This is a genomic window from Thermaerobacter subterraneus DSM 13965, from assembly GCF_000183545.2.
In the GTDB taxonomy this organism is placed as follows: Bacteria; Bacillota; Sulfobacillia; order Thermaerobacterales; family Thermaerobacteraceae; genus Thermaerobacter; species Thermaerobacter subterraneus.
Map to the genome: position 1 here is coordinate 75783 of NZ_JH976536.1, position 18196 is coordinate 93978.

An 18196-nucleotide genomic window follows, 5' to 3' on the forward strand; every position below is an offset into this window, starting at 1 on the left:
GGAATGGGCCGGGGCGGGGGGCCGCCGGGAGGTGAGGGCATCTTTGGCGGCGGGAAGCGGTGGACCGGCCGGCGGGCCCCGGCGGAGAGGGCGTGAAATCGCCCTGCAGGTGCTGTTCCAGTGGGAGGCGGCGGGCCACCCCCTGGAGGCCGGCCTGCAATGGGCGGCCGGCGAGTACAACCCGGGGGAGGAGGTCCTGGCCTTTGCCGCGGACCTGGCCGGCGGTGTCACCCGCCACCGGCTGGATATCGACGGGCTCATCGCCCGCTACGCCCGCGACTGGGACCTGGAGCGCCTGGCCCGGGTCGATCGGAACATCCTGCGTCTGGGGATCTACGAGCTGCTCTATGCCGGCCGTCCCGACGTCCCGCCGCCGGTCGCCATCAACGAAGCGGTGGAACTGGCGAAGCGGTACAGCAGCGAGGACGCCGCCCGCTTCATCAACGGGATCCTGGGCCAGCTGGCCCGGGACCGGGGACTGGCGGGTGAGGGCCGGCCCGCAGCGCCGGCCGCCGCGGGACAGGGTGAGTCGGCAGGCGGGGCGCCCGCCGGTGAGGGCGGGAGCGGGGCGGCACCTTCTGCCCCGATGACCGCCGGCGCACGCCCCGCCCCGGCCCCAGGTACCGTGCCGGGCTCGGGCCAGCTGGGCGGTTTAATCCGGCAACCGGGGGAGGGAACCGGGGGTTGACGGCGGGACATCTTTGGGACGGCCGGCCTGTCGCGGCGAGGGTGCGGGCGGAGGTGGCCGCCCGCGCCGCTGCTTTCCGCAGGCAGGCCGGCCGCCCGCCGGGGCTGGCCGCCATCCTGGTGGGGGATGACCCGGCCTCCCGGCTGTATGTGGCCAACAAGGCCCGGGCCTGCCGGGAGGCGGGACTTTACTCCGAGGTTCACCACCTGCCCGCGGGAACGCCGCAAGCCCAGCTGGTGGACCTGGTCCGGTGGCTCAACGGGCGCCCGGACATCGACGGCATCCTGGTTCAGTGGCCCGTGCCCGCCGGGATCGATTACGAGGCCGTGCTGGCGGAGATCGATCCCGGCCGGGACGTGGACGGGTTCCACCCGGTGAACACCGGCGCCCTCTGGCGGGGCCGGCCCCGGCTGGTGCCCTGTACCCCCCTGGGCATCCTGCTGCTCCTCCGCGCCTACGGGATCTCTCCCCGCGGCCGGCGGGCGGTCATCGCCGGCCGCAGCCCCATCGTGGGCCGCCCCCTGGCGGGCCTGCTTTTGATGGAAGACGCCACGGTCACCATCTGCCACTCGCGCACGCCCCAGCTGGAAGAGGCCACGCGGGCGGCGGACATCCTGGTGGTGGCGGTGGGCCGGCCCGGACTGATCGGGGCCGGGCACGTGCGGCCGGGGGCGGCGGTGATCGATGTGGGGATCAACCGGGTCGACGGCCGGGTGACCGGCGACGTGCGCACCGCGGAGGTGGCCCGGGTGGCGGCGGGCGTCACCCCGGTACCCGGCGGCGTCGGGCCCATGACGGTGGCCATGTTGCTGGCGAACACGGTGGAGGCTGCCCGGGCGCGGGCGGAAGGGCGCCCGCCCGACAGCCTGGCCGCTTGGGGCCGGCTGGGGGAGGCCTGGTCATGAGGAGCCCTGAACCCCGGCCCCTGGCCTGGCGCCGCCCGGCTCCGGGGAGCGAACCGGCTGCCGCAGCCCGGCCCCTGGCCTCCGGGGGAGCGGGCTGGCCGGTGTGGGAGCCGGATGCCGGTGTCCCGGGGGGCGTCCGGCCTGCAGACCCGCCGGCGCCCTGGCCGGGAGGCGCCCTGGTTTCAGGCGGGGTACCGGCCGGGGTCCTGACGGTATCGGAGCTCACGGCCCGCATCCGCCTGCGGTTGGAGTCCGACGCCCGGCTGCGGCAGGTCTGGGTGCGGGGCGAGCTAAGCAGCTGCAAGCGCCACTCCTCGGGGCACCTGTACTTCTCCCTGCAGGATGAAGGGGCCACCCTGCGCTGTGTCATGTTCCGCAGTGCCGCCCGGCACCTGGGCTTCACGCCCGAGGACGGGATGGAGGTGCTGGCCCTGGGCCGGGTGGGGGTGTACGAGCCCGCCGGCACCTACCAGCTCTACGTGGAGACGCTGGAACCGGCCGGTCTGGGCGCCCTGTACCTGGCCCTGGAGCAGCGCCGGCAGCGGCTGGCCCGGGAGGGGCTGTTCGACCCCGCCCGCAAGCGGCCCCTGCCGGCCTGGCCGCGGTGCATCGGCGTCATCACCTCGGCCGACGGCGCCGCCCTGCGGGACATCCTGAAGGTGGCCCTCCGGCGGAATCCCCGCCTCCAGGTGGTGGTGGCTCCCGTGCCCGTACAGGGGGAAGGCGCGGCCCAGGCCATCGCCGAGGCGATCCGGCGCTTCAACCGCTGGGGCCGGGCCGACGTGCTGATCGTCGGGCGGGGAGGCGGCGCCCGGGAAGACCTGTGGGCCTTCAACGAGGAAGAGGTGGTCCGGGCCGTTGCCGCCAGCCGGATTCCCGTCGTTTCCGCCGTGGGCCACGAGGTCGACGTCACCCTGTGCGATCTGGCGGCGGACGTGCGGGCGCCCACGCCCTCGGCGGCCGCGGAGGTGGTGGCGCCCGAGCTGGCGCCCATGGAGCGGCGGCTGGCCGAGCTCTCGGGCCGCCTGGAGGGCGGCGTCCGGCGCCGGCTGGAGCGGGCTCGCCGGCGCCTGGAGGAACTGGCCGGCCGTCCCGGCCTGCGCCACCCGGCCCAGCAGGTGGCCGCGTGGCGCCAGCGCCTGGAGCGGCTCCGGCAGGATCTGGCCCGGGCCGCCGGCTGGCGGGTGGCCGGGGGGCGCCAGCGCCTGGCGAGCGCCACGGGCCGGCTGGAAGCGCTGAGCCCGCTGTCGGTCCTGGGCCGGGGCTACAGCATCACCCGGACCCGGGACGGGCGCGTGGTCACCCGGGCGGGGCAGGTACGGCCCGGCGACCGGGTGGAAGTGCTCCTGGCCCGGGGCCGGCTGGATGCCCAGGTGCTGGCCAGCTGGCCCGGTGAAGGGACCCCTTTGCCCGGCGGTGATGGGGGCGAGGAGGAACGGTGATGCCTCGTCGGAGGAACATCAACGAAAGCCGGGATCGCGGCTCGCAGCAGGCCGGGCCGGCGTCCGGCCCGGAACCGGTGATTCTGGCGGGCGACGCGGTGTCCCCGGGTTCGACGGAGGCGCCGGCCGGTGCGCCCGCAGGGGACCCGCCGGCGGTGGGGAACCCGCCGGCTGCGGGGGCCGGCGGGCCCTCGGCGGCGGCACGGGCCGGAACCCGGACGGTCGAGCCCGCCGGCAGGCCCGGGGACCAGGGAGCCGGGGCCTCCGCGGCCCCGGACGGCGGGGCCTCCCCTGGTGAAGCCTCGTTTGAAGAAATGCTGGCCGAGCTCGAGGCGATCGTGACGCGGCTCGAGTCCGGCGACGAGCCCCTGGACCGGGCGCTGGCGCTGTTCCAGCGGGGCATCGGCCTGGTTCGCCGGTGCAACCAGCTCCTCGATGCCATGGAACGCAAGATCCAGTGGCTGCTGGAAGACGCGGCGGGGACCGTCGTGACCCGCGAGGCCCCGGAGCTGGAGCCGGCAGCCGCAGAAGGCGAGGGCCACTGATGGCGGAAGGACATGAAGAACGCCGCGCAGCTCTACCGCCCGTGCAGAGCGCCGCCCGGGAGCCGGCTGGCGCGCTGCCGGGCGCGGCGTCCTGGCGCCGGGAAGTGGACCAGCTGGTGCTGCGCGCGCGCCGTGCCCTGGACCAGGTGCTCCCCCCGGTCACCGCGCCGCCGTCGCGCATCCACGAGGCCATGCGCTACAGCACGCTGGCGGGCGGCAAGGCCCTGCGCCCCGTCCTGCTGATGGCCGCCGCGCGCTGCGTGGGCGGTCCCCAGGTCGTCACCCCGGCGGTGGAACGGGCGGCGGCCGCCGTGGAGCTGGTCCACACCTACTCGCTGATCCACGATGACCTGCCGGCCATGGACGATGACGACATGCGCCGGGGCCAGCCGGCCAACCATGTGGTCTTCGGCGAGGCCATGGCCATCCTGGCGGGGGACGCCCTGCTGACCCTGGCCTTCGAGGTGCTGGCCGGCTTGCCCCGCTGGGGCGCCGATCCGGCGGTCGCCCTGGCGGTGGTGGAGGAACTGGCCGTGGCGGCAGGGACGGCCGGGCTGATCGGCGGCCAGGTGGACGACCTGGCCGCTACCACGGCGGCGGGCCTGGATCTCGCGGGACTGCAGTCCATCCACCGCCGGAAGACGGGCGCCCTGTTCCGTGCCTGCGTGCGCATGGGCGCCCGCCTGGCCGGCGCAACGGCTACGGAACTGGAGGCCCTGACCGCGTTCGCCACCGCCTTCGGCGAAGCCTTCCAGATCGTGGACGACATCCTGGACGTCACCGGCGACGAGGCGGAGCTGGGCAAGCCCGTGGGAAGCGACGCGCGCCAGGGCAAGGTCACGGTGCCCGGCCTGGTGGGTCTGGAGGCGGCCCGGCGGCTGGCGGCGGCGGCGACGGAGCGCGCCGTGGCCAGCCTCGAGCCCCTGGGCGACCGCGCCGGCCTGCTGGCCTGGCTGGCCCGGGACCTGCTGGAGCGCCGGCGCTGACGGCAGGCGCCGGCGTGGACACTGCGAGGTCCCCGGTGCGGCGCGGCCGCCGCACCGGGGAAGCACGGACCGCCGCACCTGGAAGGGAATGGTGTCGCCGGCGGCGAAAGGTCCTTGCGGCGGCGGCGCGGCCATGATATCGTAAGCGACCTGCGGCGCGGCGCGGCGTGATCGGGCGCGGCGCGGGGCATCGCCCCCGGACGGGACCGGTGGCCGTCGGCGGTGATTGCGATACAATAGGCTTTGAACAGGCCTTGCACTGCAAAACAGGCCGGCACGACCAGGTTTTGCAGGATTCATCTTTGACAACTTTTGTCTGCGGGTGGCGCAGTATCCTAGTCGGCACCCGTGCTTCTGAAGGCGGGCCTAAAAATCCGCCATACGGGCACATCGATGAAGTTCCTGGTGGCGGCTGCCGACGCCCAGTCGGGGGTCGCTGCTGGGAGTTAAGGGGCCGGGGCGATCTGCAATGGCATGCAGGCGTTGACCCTGACCCCGCGGAGGCCCATGGCCGTGGCCGGTTCGACTTGCACGCGCCGCTACGGCATGGGGTATGAACCTGCATGCGGGATGACCGTGTGCAGCGTAGCCCGCCCTGCGTGGGCCGGGTGGAGGAAGCAGGACGGCCTCCGGTTCCGGAGGGCCCCCGGGCCGGGAGGCTTGCTCTGAAACCCGGCCTGCTAAACGGGCTAGGAAGCACCGGGGAGCCGCCGGGGAAAACCCCTAGGCTGTTTCCCGCACGGGAAGGCACGCTGGGGATTACAGTGCGCGCTAAGTGGCAATCTAGCCCTGCCGGCGGCGACGCGGCAGGCTGGCCGCGCAAAGGGAAACCGCCGGGCCGGCGACGGCCCGGTCGGCCAGTGGGAAAACCTGCTAGACCTCAAGCCGCAACGTTTACTCAGCGTGCTGCCACCCGCAGTGCTTTTGGCCTCGTGGCCAGCGCAGCCTTTCTGGCCCAGTGGATGCGATCCGCCTGGGCCGTTTGTTTCTATGTGCTCCTCTATGTGCTCCATGGGAGCGTCGCTTCGCGCCGCTTCCGGCGCTTCCGGTGCGGGCCGGACGGGAACGGGTTGATGGAGGGATGGCCGGTTGGCGCGCGGTCAGGCCTCACGCTACACCCCGGGATGGAAGCGGGGCGTGGGGCTCGGTCTGCTCACCTTTGTGATCGCCCTCGTGACCTCACCCTTGTCGGAGTCGGCGGTTCGGGCCCTCAACCTGCCGCTGGCCGTCCTCATCGTGGTGGTGATTGTCGCCCTGGGCGTGGTGTTCGATATCATCGGCGTGGCGGCCACCGCCGCAGGCGAGGCCCCCTTCCACGCCATGGCGGCCAAGCGCAGGCCGGGTGCCCGGGCGGCGCTGGGTCTGGTGCGGCACGCCGACCGGGTCGCGGCCTTTGCCAACGACGTGGTGGGCGACGTGGCGGGGACCCTGTCGGGTGCCGCCGGTGCCGCGGTGGCGCTGCGGCTGGGCCAGTGGCTGGACGGCCTGGGGACGCACCTGGTGGTGGGGCCGCTGGTGCTGGCTCTGGTGGCAGGGATCATGGTGGGAAGCAAGGCGGCCGGCAAGGGCTTTGCCCTGCGCGAGCACCAGCGGATCCTGCTGACCCTGGGAACCCTGCTGGAGGGCATCGAGCGGCTGGCCGGGATCCGGTTGTATCCGGCCCCCCGCCGCACGCGCCGGCGGGCGCGGGAAGCGGCCGGGCCGCGGAGGAAGCGAAAGGGTGGCCGGTCGCTGGCCACCGCGCAGGAGAAGGGGTGAGCCACGCTGGCCGAGATCCTCCCGCGGCTGCAAGGGCCGCAGGACCTCAAGGCGATGGATGAGGCCCAGCTCACGCAACTGGCGGCGGAGATCCGGCGGGTCATCATCGACACCGTGGCCCGGCAGGGCGGCCATCTGGGGGCCAGCCTGGGCGTGGTGGAGCTCACCCTGGCCCTGCACCGGGTCTTCGACAGCCCGAAGGACCGGATCATCTGGGACACCGGCCACCAGGCCTATCCCCACAAGCTGGTGACCGGCCGGTTCCACCGGTTTGCCACCCTGCGCCAGACCGGCGGTCTCAGCGGCTTCCTGAAACGGGACGAGAGCCCCCACGACATCGTCGAGGCAGGCCATGCGGGCACCTCCATCTCCCACGCCGTGGGCCTGGCCCGGGCCCGGGACCTGCGCGGGGAGAAGCATCACGTGGTGGCGGTCATCGGCGACGGCGCGCTGACCGCCGGCATGGCCTTCGAGGCGCTGAACCATGCCGGGCACCTGGGCACCGACCTGCTCATCGTCCTCAACGACAACTCCATGTCCATCGCCCCCAACGTGGGAGGCCTGGCCCGCTACCTCACCCAGATTCGCACCGATCCCGCCTACGAGCGCATGCGCGCGGAACTGGAACGGGTGCTGGAGCAACTGCCCCGGGTCGGCAGCCAGGCGGTGCGCTGGCTCCAGCGCTTCAAGGACAGCCTCAAGTACCTGGTGGTACCCGGCATGCTCTTCGAGGCGCTGGGCTTCCGCTACATCGGCCCGGTGGACGGCTACCGGCTGCGGGATCTCATCCGGGTCCTGGAAAGCACGCGGTCCATGCGGGGGCCCGTCCTGGTCCACGTCATCACCCAGAAGGGCAAGGGCTACGCGCCGGCGGAGGGCGATCCGTGGACGTGGCACGGGCCGAGGCCCTTCAACCCCGCCACCGGCAAGATGGAGCCGGCCCGGCCGGGCGAGCCGCCCTCGTACACCAGCGTCTTCGCCCGGACCCTGGTGGAACTGGCCCGGAACGAGCCGCGCCTGGTGGCCATCACCGCCGCCATGCCCGACGGGACGGGGGTCGCCACCTTTGCCCGGGCCTTTCCGGAACGTGCCTTTGACGTGGGCATCGCCGAGCAGCACGCGGTGACCTTTGCGGCCGGGCTTGCCCTGGGCGGGCTCCGGCCGGTGGTGGCCATCTACTCCACCTTCTTGCAGCGGGCCTTCGACCAGGTGGTCCATGACGTGGGGCTGCAGCGCCTGCCGGTGATCTTCGCCATCGACCGGGCGGGCATCGTGGGCGCCGACGGCGAGACCCACCAGGGGCTTTACGACATCGCCTACCTGCGCCCGCTGCCCGGGTTCGTGCTCATGGCGCCCCGGGACGAGAACGAGCTGCAGCACATGCTCAAGACCGCCGTGGCCTACGAGGCCGGTCCGGTGGCGATCCGCTGGCCACGGGGCAGCGGGGTGGGCGTCCCGCTGGAGGAGCCGCGGGTTCTTCCCATCGGTCGGGCGGAACTGCTGCGCTCCGGCCGGGACGTGGCCCTCATCGCCTATGGACCCCTGGCCCATGCCGCCCTGAAGGCCGCCGGCCAGCTGGCCCAGGAGGGAATCCAGGCAGCGGTGGTCAACGCGCGGTTTGCCAAGCCCCTGGACGAGGCGTTGCTCTGCGACCTGCTGGCCACGACCCGCTGCGCCGTCACCATCGAGGAGCACGTGCTGGCCGGCGGGTTCGGCAGCGCCGTCCTGGAGATGGCGGCCCGGCACGGCCTGGATGCACGCATCCGGTGCCTGGGCGTGCCGGACCGGGTGGTCGAACACGGCGACCCGGCGCACTTCCGCACCCTCTTCGGCCTTACGCCAGAGGGCATTGCCAGGGCCGCCCGGGAGCTGGTGGGCGCCGCCGCCCCCAGGCGGCGCCGGGCCGGCGGATGACCGCGGGCCGGGACCACCGCGCCAGGGGAGGCCGGCCGGGGTGAGCCCGCGAGGGATACGGCTCGATCAGCTCCTGGTGGAACGCGGTTACTTTCCGACCCGGAACCGGGCTCGGGCCGCCATCCTGGCCGGGCGCGTGCGGGTCGAGGGCCAGGTGGTGGACAAGGCGGGGGCGGCGGTGTCGCCCGATGCCCGGATCGAGGTGGCGGGCGATCCCATCCCCTACGTCAGCCGGGGCGGGCTCAAGCTGGAGCATGCCCTGCGCGCCTTCGACCTGGAGGCGGCGGTGGCAGGGGTGGTGGCCGCCGACATCGGCGCCTCGACCGGGGGGTTCACCGATTGCTTGCTCCAGCATGGCGCCCGCCGGGTCTACGCCATCGACGTGGGGTACGGCCAGCTGGCCTGGCGGTTGCGCCAGGATCCCCGCGTGGTGGTGATGGAGCGGGTCAATGCCCGCTACCTGTCGCCCGGCGCCCTGCCGGAGCTCGTGGACCTGGTCACCGCGGACGTGTCCTTCATCTCCTTGCGCCTGATCCTGCCCGCCGTCCGGGGCATTCTGGTGCCGGGGGGCGGGGTGATCGCCCTCGTCAAGCCCCAGTTCGAGGCAGGCCCCGGCGACGTGGGCAAGGGCGGGATCGTCCGGGACCCGGCGGTCCACCGGCGGGTCCTGGCGGAGGTTGCCGCGGCGGCCGACCAGCTCGGGTTCACCCTGCTGGGTCTTGCCGCCTCGCCCATCCTGGGAGCAGACGGCAACCGCGAGTTTTTGGCCCTGTGGCGGGCCCCCGCGGGCAGTGATGCGGCGCCGCAAGCCGTCGTGCCCCCGGACGGCCCGGCCGCCGCTGCGGGGGTGAGGGTCGCCGGCCCGGTCCCCCGGGAGCCCGGCTCGGCGCTGGTCAGGGCGCTGGCCGGACGTGCCGAGCTGGCCGGGGAAGCCCGCCGCCGGCGCATCGGCGAGCTGGCCCCGTGAGCCCGCCCGGCGAACCGGCGGGCCGACAGGGACGGGCGGACCCGGCGGACCGACAGGGACGGGAGGACTCGACAGGGAAGACATATGCGCGACGGCGCGGCCTGGCGCCCGCACGCCCGGCCGCCGGGGCCGCCGGGCCACGGCCTCCGGGGATGGCGCCGGGGCTCGGTCCCCGGCCGCCGCGAGGCAGCGGGCCGCCGGAGCCGCCCCAAGCGCCAGGGGCAGGAGGTGGGGAGGGTGGCGCTGGAGCTTGACGGCATCTGGGCTCCGCTGGTGACCCCCTTCGCGGAGGATGAGGCGCTGGACCTGGAGGCGCTGGCGTTCAACGTGCAGCTCTACGGCCAGACGCCCCTGCGGGGCTACGTGGCCCTGGGTACCACGGGCGAGTTCGTCCACCTGAGCGACGAGGAGCGGGGCCAGGTGATCGAGACGGTGGTGCGGGCCGCGCGGGCCGATGGCCGGCCGGTGATCGCGGGGGTGGGCGGCCACGCCACCCGGGTGGCCATCGAGCAGGCGCGACGGGCAGCCGACGCCGGGGCCGCAGCCCTGCTGGTCTGGCCGCCGTTCTACTACAAGGCCCGGATGCAGGCCGAGGCCTTGATCGACTACTTCGCCGCCGTGGCCGACGCCTCGCCGGTGCCGGTCATCCTCTACCACATCCCGCAGAACACCGGGGTCAACCTGTCGCCGGCGGTGGTCGGCGAGCTGGCGGCCCATCCCAACATCGCGGGCATCAAGGACAGCAGTGGCCAGCCCGCCCAGACCATCGCCTTCCTGCGCGAGGGCGGGCCCCGCTTCCGGGTGTTCGTGGGGTCGACCACGGCCCTCCTGGCCGGCCTGGCCGCCGGGGCTGCCGGCGGCATCCTGGCGGCCGCCAACCTGGCTCCCTATGAATGCTGTGAGGTGTACGACCACGCCCGGGCGGGTCGCTGGGCCGAAGCGGCGGAGATCTACCGCCGGGTGGCGGCCGTGGACGAGATGGTGGCCGGCATGGGATTGGGTGCCCTGAAGGCGGTGCTGGACATGCTGGGTTATCGGGGCGGCCATCCCCGCCGCCCGCTGGTGCGTCCCGATGAGCCCCAGCTGGACCCGCTGCGCCTGCTCTTGCGGGAGCAGCGGCTTCTGGGATGCTGAGGCCGGGGGGCAGCGCGACGGAACGCTGGCCGCCGGCAAGGAAAGCGTGGAGGCAGGCAAGGTGAACGGAGAACCAGCGGGTGGAGCAAGGGGCTCCGGGCAAGGGCCTGGTGCCGGGTACGGGCAGGGCGGCAGCGGGCGCACGTCCGGCGGGCCGGCGCCGCGGGCCGGGGGCGGTGCGGCGTCTGTCCCCGGGCCGGCGGCCGGTCCGGGCCGGTACAAGCCCGGGGCCGGCGCCGCCGGGCCGGCTCCGGCCGTGGCCCGGCTGGCAGCCCGCCTGGCTCGCCTCACCGAGGAGGCGCGCCCGGCCATGGAGGAGCTGCTGGCGGACCTGGTGAACCACGACTCCCCCAGTGACCATAAGCCCCTGCTGGACCGGCTGGCCGGCCGGCTCCAGGAGGAACTGACCCGCAGGGGAGCCCGGGTGCGGCGGATCCGCCAGGAACAGGCCGGCGACCACCTGGTGGCCCGGCTCTTCCCGGACGCCGGGACCCGCGGAGCCGCCGGGCCAGGAGGGGAGGCGGCCATGGCGGCCGGTTCGCCCGGCCCGGGGAGCCACCGCCGGAGGGGCGTCCTGCTCCTGGCCCACTACGATACCGTATGGCCCCCGGGGGAAGCGGCGCGGCGGCCCTTCCGCCGGGAGGGCGGGCGGGGCTACGGGCCCGGTGTCTTCGACATGAAGGCCGGGATCGTCATCGGCCTGGCCGCCCTGGAGGCGCTGGCGGCGCTCTGCGGGGCAGCAGGTGCGGATGGGGCCTTGGAGCCCCCGCCCGTGACCTTCCTCCTCACTTCCGACGAGGAGACGGGGAGCCGCACCTCCCGGACACTGATCGAGGAACTGGCCCGGCAGCACCAGGCGGTGCTGGTGCTGGAGCCGGCCGCGGCGGGGCGGCTGAAGACGGCCCGCAAGGGAGTGGGCGATTTCCGGCTGGTGGTGGAGGGCCGGGAAGCTCACGCAGGCAACGATCCGGACCGAGGCGTCAGCGCCGTGGAGGAACTGGCCCGGCAGATCCTGCGCCTGCACGCCTTGACCGATCCGGGCCGGGGCACCACGGTCAACGTGGGCGTGGTGCGCGGCGGCCTGCGCCCCAACGTGGTGGCCGGCTGCGCCGAAGCGGCCGTCGACGTGCGGGTTGCCACCCTGGACGAAGCCCGGCGCATTGAGGATCTCTTCCGCCGGTGGGAGGCGGTTCTCCCGGGAGCGCGGGTGCAGTTGCTAGGCGCTTTCGAGCGGCCGCCCATGGAGTTCACGCCGGGCAACCAGGCCCTGTTCCGGCGGGCCCAAGCGGTGGGGCACCGGCTGGGGATGGACGTGGAAGGCACCGCCGTGGGCGGCGCCAGCGACGGCAACTTCACTTCCGCCCTGGGCGTACCCACTCTGGACGGGCTCGGTGCCACGGGCGACGGCGCCCACTCCCCGGATGAGCACGTGGATCTGGACGCGATGCCGCGGCGCGCGGCGCTGGTGGCGGGCCTGATCCTGGACCTGGGGGAGCGCCCCTTGGACGCCGGCGCCGGTTCAGGGCAGGACGGGACCCGATGACGATGGAATATACTGGATCTCGCGGGCCACTGCGCTGGGTGGGACTGTTCGCGACGAAACCGGCCGGTCAGGAAATGGCTGCCCGGCTCGCCCCCTGGCTTGACCGCCGCGGCGTGGCGGTGGTGCATCTGCCGGCGGCGGGGGTCGACGGGCCGCGGGAAACCCGGGGGTGGCCGGCAGAGGCGGGCGTGGTCGTCTCGTTGGGAGGCGACGGCACCTTGTTGCGGGCGGCGCGGGTGGTGCCGGCGGCGGTGCCGCTGCTGGGCGTCAACCTGGGCCGGGTGGGCTTTCTGGCCGAGGTGTCGCCCGCCGAGGTCTGGGACATGCTGCCCGCGGTGCTGGAGGGCCGGTTCGTCCTGGACGAGCGCCGCCTCCTGGAGGGGACGGCGGGCGGCCAGGACCTCTGGGCGGTGAACGACCTGGTGGTGCGCAGCGGGGCCACCGCGCGCCTCCTGCGCCTGCGCCTGACGGTGGACGGCCAGCTGGCGGCGGAGATGGCCGGTGACGGCGTGGTGCTGGCGACCGCCACCGGGTCGACGGCCTACGGGCTGGCGGCGGGCGGCCCGGCGGTGCCGCCGGACCTGGAATGCCTGGTGGTGGTGCCCCTCAATTCCTTCAGCCTGGGGGTGCGGCCGTTTCTGGTGGCCCCGCAACGGGCGGTGACGGTGGAACTGGTGGAAGGCGATGCGCTGGTGACGGCCGACGGCCAGGAGAGCCGCCCGCTGGCCGCCGGGCAGCAGCTCGTGGCCCGGCTGGGCCGCCGCACCCTGCGACTGGTACGGCGGAGCCCGTGGCCTTTCTATGAGGTCCTGCGGGCCAAGCTCTTTACCACGCCCGAAGGAGGGGGGCGCCGGTGAAGTCCAGGCGCCAGCGCCTGATCCTGGAGATCATCCAGACCATGCCCATCGAAACCCAGGAAGAACTGGTCCGGGAACTGGAACGGCGGGGATTCCCGGCTACCCAGGCCACCGTCTCCCGCGACATCAAGGAGCTGGGGCTGGTCAAGTCGCCCACGGGCGACGGCCGCTACTGTTACGCTTTGCCGGAGGCGGCACCCGGCGGGCGCGAGCGCCTGCGGCGGCTCTTCCGCGAGTCGCTGCTGGACATCGACGTCAGCGAGAACCTGGTGGTGGTGAAGACCCTTCGCGGCACCGCCGCCGCGGCGGGCGAGGCCATTGACCAGCTGGGCTGGACCGAGATCGTGGGCACGGTGGCCGGAGACAATACGGTGCTGGTGGTGGTCCGCTCGCGGGAACTGGCGCCGGCGGTGGCCGAGCGGTTCCGGGAGCTGGCCCGGTAGGGCGGAGCCGCCGAGAGCCGCCGGGCGTCGACGGGAGGGAGCCGGGTGCTGGCGGAGCTGGTGATCGAGAACATCGCGTTGATCGATACCGCCCACGTGGAATTCGGTCCCGGCCTCAACCTCTTGACCGGCGAGACGGGGGCGGGCAAGTCCATCCTGATCGACGCCCTGGGCCTCGCCCTGGGGGACCGGGCCAGCCCCGACCGGGTCCGCGAGGGTGCGGAATCCGGCCGGGTGGACGCCGTCTTTCACATCGGACGGGCCCCGGGCCCCCGGCTGGCGGCGGTCCTGGAGGAGGCGGGACTGCAGCCCGACGAGGACGGCCGGCTGATCCTGACGCGGGAGGTCAGCCGGGCCGGGCGCAGCACGGCGCGCATCAACGGCCGGCCGGTCACCACAGCCCTGCTGCGCCAGGTGGGAGCGCTGCTGGTGGAGGTTCACGGCCAGGGCGACAACCAGGCCCTGCTGGATCCCGACCAGCAGCTGGAGTGGCTGGATGCCCTGGCGGGCGGCGAAGTGGCGGCCCTGCGCGCGCAGCTGGCCGACAGGGTCGCGCGGCTGCGGGAACTGGCCGCCCGCCTGCGGCACCTGGCCGCGGACCCGCGGGAGCGGGAGCGCGAGCTCGACCTGCTGCGCTTTCAGCGCGACGAGATCGACGCCGCCCAGCTGGTGCCCGGCGAGGAGGACGAGCTGGCGGCCCGCCGGCGGCTGCTGGCTGGGGCGGAGCGGCTGGCCCGCCACCTGGGCGAGGCCTACGAGGCCCTGTACGCCGCCGGCTCCTCCGCCGCCGACCGGCTGGGCGAAGCAGCCCGGGCCCTGGAGGAAGCCAGCGCCATCGATCCCGCCCTGGCCGGCCTGGCCCAGCGGGTGCGGGGTCTGGAGTACGAGGTGGAAGAGGCGGCCCGGGACGTCCGGTCAAGGGCGGCGGCCGTCGAGTATGATCCCGACGCTCTGGCCCAGGTGGAGGAACGCCTGGCCCGCCTTCAGGACCTCAAGCGCAAGTACGGCGATTCCATCGAGGAGATCCTGGCCTACCGGCGCCAGGTGGCGGAGCGCATCGCCGAGCTGGAGGGCGCGGCCGAGCGGGTGGCCATGCTGGAAGCGGAACGGCAGCGGATCCTGGCCGAGGCGGCCGGCCTGGCGCGCCAGCTCCACCAGGCGCGCCGGGAGGCGGCCGGCCGGCTGAGCCGCCAGCTGCGGCCCATCCTGGCCGCCCTGGGCATGCCGGGAGCCGGCTTGTCGGTCGCCTTCCAGACGGTCCCCGACCCGGCTGGTGTCCCCTGGGAGGGCGGCACGGTCCGCCTGACCGAAAGGGGCGTCGACCGGGTGGAGTTTTTGCTGGCGCCCAACCCGGGCGAGCCGCCCAGGCCCCTGGCGCGCGCCGCTTCCGGCGGCGAGCGGTCGCGGGTGATGCTGGCCTTGCGCAGCCTGCACGTGACAGCCGGAGAGGTGCCTACGGTGATCTTCGACGAGGTCGACACCGGCGTGGGCGGCGAGACGGCGTGGGCCGTGGGCCAGCGCCTGGCGGCCCTGGCGCGGGCTCGCCAGGTCCTCTGCGTCACCCACCTGGCACCCATCACCGCCCTTGCCGACCGGCACCTGGCGGTCCGCAAGGAGACCCGCGGCGGGCGGACCCGCACCACGATCCGCACCCTTGCAGGAGAAGAGCGGCTGCAAGAGCTGGCCCGCATGCTGGGCACGGGTTCGGGTCAGGAGGGAACCGGGGCGGCGCGCCTGCTGCTGGAGCGCGCCCGGAAGCTTCGCCAGGCTGGATGAGCCGCCGGCCGGGGTCCGGCGCGGCGCGACCCTGCGCGGCGGGAACGGTCCCGCGCGGCGCGGACCCGCGCCCTCAACGCCGCGCCCGGGCCTGCCCCAGGGGTGCCCGACAAGGCGCCCGGCCCGGACGGCCCGGCCACCCGGCTTCCGGCTCCCCCGCCACGGCCCCCGCCGCGCCCGCCCCTTCACGCCGGCGCAAGCCCTTTGATCCCCAAGCGGGCCGCCCAGAGCGCCCGCGCGCGAAACGAAGGCGCGCCCGCGCGTCCAACGAAGGCCTGCGCGCAGGGTGCCGGGCACGTTCTGCCCTGTGCACCGGCCGGGACGTCGAGGCCAGGGCTTCCCGGGCGTCGTGCCGCGAGCCGTGCCGCCCCCGTGCCGCCCCGCCCCACGCCGGCCCTCGCCCAGATCCGGCCGCGGTGGCGGCCCGGCCTGGGGGTGGTAGCCCGGGGCGCCGGCTTCCACCCCTTGCAACCTTTCCGTAACATCCGCCCGTGCCCTTCGCCCGACACTACCCCTGGGCGGCGTCCTGCTCCTTGGGGAGCGCTGCAGCCGCCGGCCGTTCCTTGACAAGCGGAACAACCGGCCGTTTCCTGCGTCGCCCGCTCTTTCCCCCGGGCGTAGCAGGATGCAGCGAAGGTCCCGGCAGGAGGCCACGGGGCACGACCCGGCCGCGCGCGGGGACGGGGTCCCTCCAGAAAAGGAGGGGATGCCCTTGCGCCCAGCGCGAGTCCGGAGGGCCGGGGTGTGGGGCGCGGCGGCGGCCGCGTTCCTCCTGGTACTGCTGGCCCGCTGGCAGGTGGCGATTCCCGGTCACGTCCGGCTCACGCCGGATTCGGTGCAGAAGCTCGGGCCTGGCCTTCCCATCCCCATCTCGGTGCGGGCCGAACCGCCAGGTGTGCTGGACGTGGGCGGGGGAACCGGCGGCACCACCCGCCTTCCCCTGTCGCTGGCGGCCCAGCGGCCCGGCGTGGCCCGCCTGGAGATGAGCCTCTTCGGGTGGATGCCCCTGCGGCCCGTCACCGTGGAGGTGGTACCCCGGGTCGAGGTGGTTCCGGGGGGCCAGGCGGTGGGCGTGATGGTGCAGGCCCGTGGCGTGCTGGTGGTGGACTACGCGCCGGTGCCCCTGGACGGTGGCGGCACGGCGGAGCCGGCGCGGCAGGCCGGGCTGAAACCGGGGGATCTGATCACCCGCATCAACGGCGAACCGGTGGACAGCGATGCCGAAGCCGTCCGGCTGATCGACCGGGCGGGCCGGCAGGGCGAACCGGTGGAGGTGGAGGTGCGGCGCGGGGACCAGGTGCTTACCCGCCGCATCGAGCCGCTTTACAACCGGGACCAGCAACGCTTTGCCATCGGCATCTGGGTGCGCGACCGGGTGGCCGGGGTGGGGACCCTGACTTTCTACCATCCGGGCACCGGTCGTTACGCCGCCCTGGGTCACGTGGTGGCGGACCCGGAAACCCAGGTTCCCCTGCCCGTGGGTGACGGCCAGATCCTGCCCGCCCGGATCACGGCCATCGAGCCGTCACGGCGGGGCGATCCAGGGGAGAAGATCGGCGTGGTGCCGCCCGGGGCCACGGCCCTGGGAACCATCGACCGCAACACGCCCGTCGGCATCGCCGGCCGGCTGCTGGCCGAACCGCGCCCGGGACCCGTCCGCCACCCGGTCCCGGTGGCCACGGCCGGCGAGGTCCATCCCGGGCCCGCCCAGATCTTGACCGTCCTGGACGGGGAGGAGCCGCGGGCCTTCCAGGTGGAGATCCAGCGGGTCACCGGCGCCGGGGACGGCCGCGACCTGGTGATCCGGGTGACCGATCCCGAACTGCTGGCCCGGACGGGGGGCATCGTCCAGGGCATGAGCGGCAGCCCCATTCTCCAGGATGGCCGCCTGGTGGGGGCGGTGACCCATGTCTTCGTCAACGATGCCACCCGCGGCTACGGGGTGCTGGCGGAGCGAATGCTGGAGCCGGCCGGCCTGGCAGGGCCGGCTGCAGCCCCCACCGCCCAGGGCGGCCTGCCGGCACCGGACGGCGCGCAGGCGGTATCCGCGGGGGCGCGCTGGGGACCGGCAGCGGGCGAGGTGCCCGCGGCCATGGCGGTGGAGGAACCGGCACGGAACGGCCTGGTGATCACGCCGGGGCCGGGGTCCCTAAGGGGTCCCGGCTTCCCGGCTTTTCACCCCACCCGGCGTCCGGGCCGGGGCCGCCGGCTTGGGGGGAAGCAGGCCCTGGCCCCACAAACTCCCGGGACCCGGCGAAGGTTATCCGTAACGCATGCTTTAAGTCGAACCGGCGCGGCGTCATGTCGGATTTCGTCGACAAGTTTTGTTGTCATTCCGGCAGGAGTTGCCAGGGCGGCTGACAAACACGATGAAGGACCCCGGGGATCCTGAAGGAGGCAGACGGAGGCATGGTGCAGGCCGCAACCGCTATGGCACAGCCGGCGCCCGCCCTGCCGGCGGAGCCGATTCGCGTCCTGATCGCCGATGACAACCGGGAATTTTGCGAGCTCCTGGCCACCTACCTGGAACAGCAGCCGGACATGGAACTGGTGGGCATCGCCCACGATGGCCAGGACGTGGTGGAGCGGATCCAGTCCTCCGCACCCGATGTGGTCCTGCTGGACGTCATCATGCCCCACCTGGACGGCATCGGGGTTCTGGAGACCCTGGCGGCCATGGAGCTGCCACGCCGTCCCCAGGTCGTGATGCTGACGGCCTTCGGGCAGGAGTCCGTCAGCCGGCGGGTGGCGGAGCTGGGTGCCAGCTACTTTGTTTTGAAGCCCTTCGACCTGGACGTCCTGGCGGACCGCATCCGCCAGGTCGCGGGAGCCGGGCGGCAGCCTGCACGCCGGGCGCCTGCGCCGGCCCGGGACCGCAACCTGGAAGTCGAAGTGACGAACCTGCTCCACCAGATCGGGATCCCGGCCCACATCAAGGGGTATCTTTACCTCCGGGAGGCCATCCTGCGCGTGGTCCACCGGGTCGAGCTGCTTGGTGCCGTGACCAAGGAGCTCTATCCCTCCATTGCCGTCAAGTACGACACCACGCCCAGCCGGGTCGAGCGGGCGATCCGGCATGCCATCGAAGTGGCGTGGAACCGCGGCAACATGGACGTGGTGAACCGGCTCTTCGGCCATACGGTGCACGCCGACCGGGGCAAGCCGACCAATTCGGAGTTCATCGCCATGGTGGCGGACCGCCTGCGGATGAACATGAAGTAGCCCGCCAGAGCACAGC

At 74.0% G+C, this 18196-nt stretch carries 15 protein-coding genes; all 15 read left to right on the forward strand.

Annotation, left to right across the window (positions count from 1 at the left end; all coding sequences use genetic code 11):
• Nucleotides 1-31: 31 nt before the first annotated feature.
• The 15 genes from nusB to spo0A all read left to right on the forward strand — a co-directional run bounded on the left by nusB (nucleotide 32) and on the right by spo0A (nucleotide 18180).
• Nucleotides 32-688: a transcription antitermination factor NusB gene (gene nusB / locus THESUDRAFT_RS10535; RefSeq protein ID WP_242823400.1), complete on the forward strand. Its 657-nt coding sequence runs from the start codon at nucleotides 32-34 to the stop codon at nucleotides 686-688.
• On the forward strand, nucleotides 685-1593 hold the full coding sequence (gene folD, locus THESUDRAFT_RS10540; protein ID WP_006904776.1) for a bifunctional methylenetetrahydrofolate dehydrogenase/methenyltetrahydrofolate cyclohydrolase FolD: 909 nt from the start codon (nucleotides 685-687) through the stop codon (nucleotides 1591-1593). The genes nusB and folD overlap by 4 nt, the downstream gene beginning before the upstream one ends.
• A complete protein-coding gene (xseA, locus tag THESUDRAFT_RS10545) occupies nucleotides 1590-3035 on the forward strand; it encodes an exodeoxyribonuclease VII large subunit (RefSeq protein ID WP_006904777.1) in 1446 nt (481 codons plus the stop codon). The genes folD and xseA overlap by 4 nt, the downstream gene beginning before the upstream one ends.
• The gene (gene xseB, locus THESUDRAFT_RS15315; RefSeq protein ID WP_006904778.1) at nucleotides 3035-3580 is read left to right on the forward strand and encodes an exodeoxyribonuclease VII small subunit; all 546 of its coding nucleotides are present in this window, start codon (nucleotides 3035-3037) and stop codon (nucleotides 3578-3580) included. The genes xseA and xseB overlap by 1 nt, the downstream gene beginning before the upstream one ends.
• The gene (locus tag THESUDRAFT_RS10555) at nucleotides 3580-4566 is read left to right on the forward strand and encodes a polyprenyl synthetase family protein (RefSeq protein ID WP_006904779.1); all 987 of its coding nucleotides are present in this window, start codon (nucleotides 3580-3582) and stop codon (nucleotides 4564-4566) included. Before xseB ends, THESUDRAFT_RS10555 begins: the two co-directional genes overlap by 1 nt.
• A gap of 1089 nt (nucleotides 4567-5655) precedes the next feature.
• Nucleotides 5656-6324 carry a hypothetical protein gene (locus THESUDRAFT_RS10560; protein ID WP_006904781.1) on the forward strand — a complete coding sequence of 223 codons (669 nt, stop codon included), beginning with the start codon at nucleotides 5656-5658 and terminating at the stop codon, nucleotides 6322-6324.
• A 6-nt stretch (nucleotides 6325-6330) separates the two neighbouring features.
• On the forward strand, nucleotides 6331-8238 hold the full coding sequence (dxs, locus tag THESUDRAFT_RS10565) for a 1-deoxy-D-xylulose-5-phosphate synthase (protein ID WP_006904782.1): 1908 nt from the start codon (nucleotides 6331-6333) through the stop codon (nucleotides 8236-8238).
• 40 nt (nucleotides 8239-8278) lie between these two features.
• Entirely contained in the window at nucleotides 8279-9205 is a 927-nt protein-coding gene (locus tag THESUDRAFT_RS10570; RefSeq protein ID WP_006904783.1) for a TlyA family RNA methyltransferase, read from the forward strand.
• Between the two features lie 237 nt (nucleotides 9206-9442).
• A complete protein-coding gene (locus THESUDRAFT_RS10575; protein WP_006904784.1) occupies nucleotides 9443-10339 on the forward strand; it encodes a dihydrodipicolinate synthase family protein in 897 nt (298 codons plus the stop codon).
• A gap of 61 nt (nucleotides 10340-10400) precedes the next feature.
• Nucleotides 10401-11882, forward strand: a complete 1482-nt coding sequence (locus THESUDRAFT_RS10585; RefSeq protein WP_242823401.1) for a M20 family metallopeptidase — start codon at nucleotides 10401-10403, stop codon at nucleotides 11880-11882.
• The gene (locus tag THESUDRAFT_RS10590; RefSeq protein ID WP_006904786.1) at nucleotides 11879-12739 is read left to right on the forward strand and encodes an NAD(+)/NADH kinase; all 861 of its coding nucleotides are present in this window, start codon (nucleotides 11879-11881) and stop codon (nucleotides 12737-12739) included. The genes THESUDRAFT_RS10585 and THESUDRAFT_RS10590 overlap by 4 nt, the downstream gene beginning before the upstream one ends.
• A complete protein-coding gene (gene argR / locus THESUDRAFT_RS10595; protein WP_006904787.1) occupies nucleotides 12736-13182 on the forward strand; it encodes an arginine repressor in 447 nt (148 codons plus the stop codon). Before THESUDRAFT_RS10590 ends, argR begins: the two co-directional genes overlap by 4 nt.
• 45 nt (nucleotides 13183-13227) lie before the next feature.
• Complete coding sequence (gene recN, locus THESUDRAFT_RS10600; protein ID WP_006904788.1) at nucleotides 13228-14958, forward strand: DNA repair protein RecN; 1731 nt, start codon at nucleotides 13228-13230, stop codon at nucleotides 14956-14958.
• A gap of 706 nt (nucleotides 14959-15664) precedes the next feature.
• Nucleotides 15665-17350 carry a SpoIVB peptidase gene (gene spoIVB, locus THESUDRAFT_RS10605; protein WP_423219090.1) on the forward strand — a complete coding sequence of 562 codons (1686 nt, stop codon included), beginning with the start codon at nucleotides 15665-15667 and terminating at the stop codon, nucleotides 17348-17350.
• Nucleotides 17351-17367: 17 nt separating this feature from the next.
• Nucleotides 17368-18180, forward strand: coding sequence for a sporulation transcription factor Spo0A (spo0A, locus tag THESUDRAFT_RS10610; RefSeq protein ID WP_006904790.1), 813 nt, complete (start codon nucleotides 17368-17370; stop codon nucleotides 18178-18180).
• Nucleotides 18181-18196: the final 16 nt, after the last annotated feature.

What these genes read in the sequence shown, in the direction of transcription:
- xseA (WP_006904777.1), top strand. Translation starts at nt 1,590, where the DNA reads ATGAGGAGCCCTGAACCCCGGCCCCTGGCCTGGCGCCGCCCGGCTCCG.
- xseB (WP_006904778.1), top strand. Translation starts at nt 3,035, where the DNA reads ATGCCTCGTCGGAGGAACATCAACGAAAGCCGGGATCGCGGCTCGCAG.
- THESUDRAFT_RS10555 (WP_006904779.1), top strand. Translation starts at nt 3,580, where the DNA reads ATGGCGGAAGGACATGAAGAACGCCGCGCAGCTCTACCGCCCGTGCAG.
- THESUDRAFT_RS10590 (WP_006904786.1), top strand. Translation starts at nt 11,879, where the DNA reads ATGACGATGGAATATACTGGATCTCGCGGGCCACTGCGCTGGGTGGGA.
- spoIVB (WP_423219090.1), top strand. Translation starts at nt 15,665, where the DNA reads ATGCCCTTGCGCCCAGCGCGAGTCCGGAGGGCCGGGGTGTGGGGCGCG.
- spo0A (WP_006904790.1), top strand. Translation starts at nt 17,368, where the DNA reads ATGGTGCAGGCCGCAACCGCTATGGCACAGCCGGCGCCCGCCCTGCCG.